At 65.1% G+C, this 3166-nt stretch carries 3 protein-coding genes; 1 reads left to right on the top strand and 2 read right to left on the bottom strand.

Annotation, left to right across the window (positions count from 1 at the left end):
• Positions 1–255, bottom strand: a 255-nt coding sequence (locus tag Y704_RS24540) for a hypothetical protein (protein WP_026550256.1), incomplete at its 3' end; no start/stop codon positions are given.
• Positions 256–386: 131 nt separating this feature from the next.
• On the opposite strand from Y704_RS24540, the gene Y704_RS0111675 reads away from it, so the two are divergent.
• Positions 387–938: a hypothetical protein gene (locus Y704_RS0111675; RefSeq protein WP_026550255.1), complete on the top strand. Its 552-nt coding sequence runs from the start codon at positions 387–389 to the stop codon at positions 936–938.
• Between the two features lie 148 nt (positions 939–1086).
• Here the strand turns inward: Y704_RS0111675 and Y704_RS20805 are convergent, their stop codons facing one another.
• Positions 1087–3117, bottom strand: coding sequence for a sensor histidine kinase (locus Y704_RS20805; protein WP_051476973.1), 2031 nt, complete (start codon positions 3115–3117; stop codon positions 1087–1089).
• Positions 3118–3166: the final 49 nt, after the last annotated feature.

Raw genomic sequence — 3166 nt, 5'->3', positions numbered from 1 at the left:
GGCCGTCGCAGCGGCGGCGCGGCCGTGTCCGCCCGCGGCAAGTAGTTGGGCGGCAACTGCTGCGGCCGCGGCGCACAGCCACCAGATGAGGGTGCACATACCGGCCACCGCGAAGGAAAGCCCGAGTACTTCCTCGATGCCTGCGACGGAAGAGGAAGATCCCTGGGCGATGATGCGGGTTCCGGACCACCACAACAGCGCGCCGCCCAGCAATGCCGCAGCACCGAACGCGGTATCAGCCGGGAACACCCGCATGCTCCACCTCCCTTTTCGTTACTGTTTGAGTAGTTTGATGCAGTTTCGTGTAGTTTGTCTAGCTTTAACTTTGTTGGCTCTGCTGACGGGTGTCCGTTGACGTGACCTACCGCCCGGCATAGGCTTCCCGCATGCGCTGGGCTGCACTGTTTGACGACATGGAAGTGCAGTTCGCCGCTGCCCTGCAGTCTGCGTCCGAGGAGGAGGCGGCGGACCTCTATCGAAGTGAGCAGGGGCGCGTCGCGCTGACCGCGCGGCTGGCTGGTCAGGGCGACTGGACCGTGACTGTTCGAGTCGCAGGTGGCCAGAATTTCACGGGCCGGATCTCCCACGTGGGCTCGGAATGGCTGGTGATGCGCTCCGCCGATCGATCGGTTCTGATTCCGCTTGCCGCAGTTCAGGTTGTCCAGGGCTTGGGGCGCGCCGTCGGAGCGACGCCGACACGCGTGCATGCCAGGCTTGGCCTTGCGTCGGCATTGCGCACCCTGAGCAGGGACCGGCAGCATGTGAGTGTGTATGCGGGCAGCGCGGACGCCCGGTACGACGGCGTCCTCGACAGGATCGGGCGGGACTTCCTCGAACTTGCACTGGTGCCGACCGGAGAGGAGCGCCGCTCCTCGAATGTCCAGGGCGTTGTGACAATGCCTTTCGCCGCAGTGTCAGCGATAGTCACCCTCGCCTGAAGCGAGGTCAACCCGCCATCCGGGACCGCAGCACTGATCCGCTGTCAGTTGGAGATGCCCTCCGCGTCCCGCAGGAGCAAGCGGTCGCTTCGTCGGCGTGCTCGACGTCGTCCTCGAAGACAGGTGTGGCCTCTTGCCTGCAGTGCCTTCAAGGGCGAAGGCATTCACTGCAGCGTTCTTGATCCCGTGTCCGCCCAGTCCGGTTGGCCGTTCGCCTGAAGGGGAAGCTCCGCGAATACCCGTCCCCCGGACGCGGTGGGCCGGCGACGGCGGTTCCCCCAAGTTCTTCAGCGCGTTCAAGAACCGAACGCAGCCCGATGCCGTGCCGCCATGGAGCAATAGCGGGCGGCCCGTCGTCGGTGATTTCAATGGTGAGCATCTCCGCGGCGCGGATGGTCACGACGCACAATTCGGCAGCTGAATGCCTGAGGGCGTTGGTGACTGCCTCAACCGCTATGCGGAAGGCGGCGACCTCGACGGCGGCCGGCAACTCCGGCAGGAAACCCGGCGTATCGAGGTGCACGGTCACGGAGCTTTTGCCCCTGTCCTGGGGCGAAGCGAAGCGCTGCCGGAGGGCGCCCGGCAGCCCCAGTTCTTCCAGTTCCAGCGGTCGAAGACCGTAGACGATCCGGCGGACCCCGTCGAAGGCTTCACGGAGGCCGGCACGCACCTCGACCAGAAGTCGTTCCGCCTCGAGCAGATCGGTTCGGAGTCGGTTACTCGCCGCGTCCGTCCGAAAAACCGCCCCGGTGAGCACCGGACCCAGGCGGTCGTGAAGTTCGCGGTGCAACCTCAACCTTTCCTCTTCGCGCGCGCTGACAATGGCGGCCCGCGACGCCTGAAGCTGCCCAACGAGGTCCGTCGAGTAGAGGGCAACGGACAGCGGCGTCCCGATGAGGGACAGGATTCGCCGATCGGCAGGATGCAGCGTGCTGTCGCCGCGGCGGAGCCCGACCAGCATTGTTCCCGTGGCCGCCCTGCGGTAGGTCAGGGGGATGGACACTTCCGTTCCTTCGTTCAGAGGGGTGCCGGCAGCTGCAATCGTGCCGTTCTCGGTCCGGAGGGACAGCGCGGGGAGCCGCAGCACTGCCCGGGCCCGCTCCAGCAGCCCATCGAGATCGTCACCGGACTCGAGTTGCTCGCCCAGTTGTCGTGCTGTCCCCACAGGATCTCCCCGTGCTCCATAGAAGACCTTGTCGATCACACCTTGCAGGAAGACCCTCACAGGGTTGAAGCCGATCGCGACTGCAAGGGCTGCTGCGACGGCAACCCCCCGGTCGGCGTCCTCGGGGAGAAGGAACGACGATCCCGCGATGAGGCCTGCAAAGACGGCGATGGCCAATGCAGACACCGCTGCGTACAGAAGTGTCCGGGACACGACGAGCCGGATATCCAGCAGTCGGTAGCGCACGATTGCCACGGCGATGGCTACGGGGACCAGGGTGAAGCTGAGCAGTAGCAGGATGGGACCGTCACCCGTCAGCCAGCGCTGGGAGTTGATCACCAGCATCGCAATGACCGCAAGAATGAGCCACAGGAGCTGGAGACGCTCTGCCTCTGTGCCTTTGACATAACGGACTACCAGGGACGCGATGGTAAGCAGCAGCGTTCCGGCTGTGACCATGCCAATGCCCAGAACGACCAGCGTCGGCACAACCAGCCCTGTCGAGAGGATGGACGACGACGATGGATCGCCGAAGAGGGTCCCGGTCCCCAGGGCGCCGAGCGAGATTTGCAGGACCGTCAACCCGACGATGACCCGTGCCAGTGGTCTCCATCGCACGGAAGGGTAATGTCCGTCCGGAAAGAGGAGCAGTGCCAGGGGGAAGAGGCCGCCAAGGCCTAGTTGCCAAGCGCAGAGGAAGATTGTGGTGAGGGTTCTGGTCAGCGGTTCCGGCCAGTGCTGTTCAAGGCCGAACAGGATGACAGGTCCGAGCCAGGCAGTGATCAGGTGCCCCACTCCGCCTGCGAGCAGGATCCAGGCAACTGCATTCCGTGGCTTGCTGCGACCGATCAGCACTCCACTGGCCAGGAAGCCGCACCCGACCACCAGGTTCGTCAGGGTATAGCTCTGCACGACATCATTCCAGCTCACCCCCATGGCAATAACTGCTGTGACGGTGGCAACGGTCAGCACCGCACCGATCACAGCGAGAACAGCGACGGCCTGCCGGTCCATCGCACGCGGCACCCTGGTCGGGCGCGACGCACTCACGGGGGGGGGGGGG

This window comes from Arthrobacter sp. Br18, assembly GCF_000520555.1.
GTDB lineage: Bacteria > Actinomycetota > Actinomycetes > Actinomycetales > Micrococcaceae > Arthrobacter_D.
This window is presented reverse-complemented; position numbering and strand designations above follow the sequence as displayed.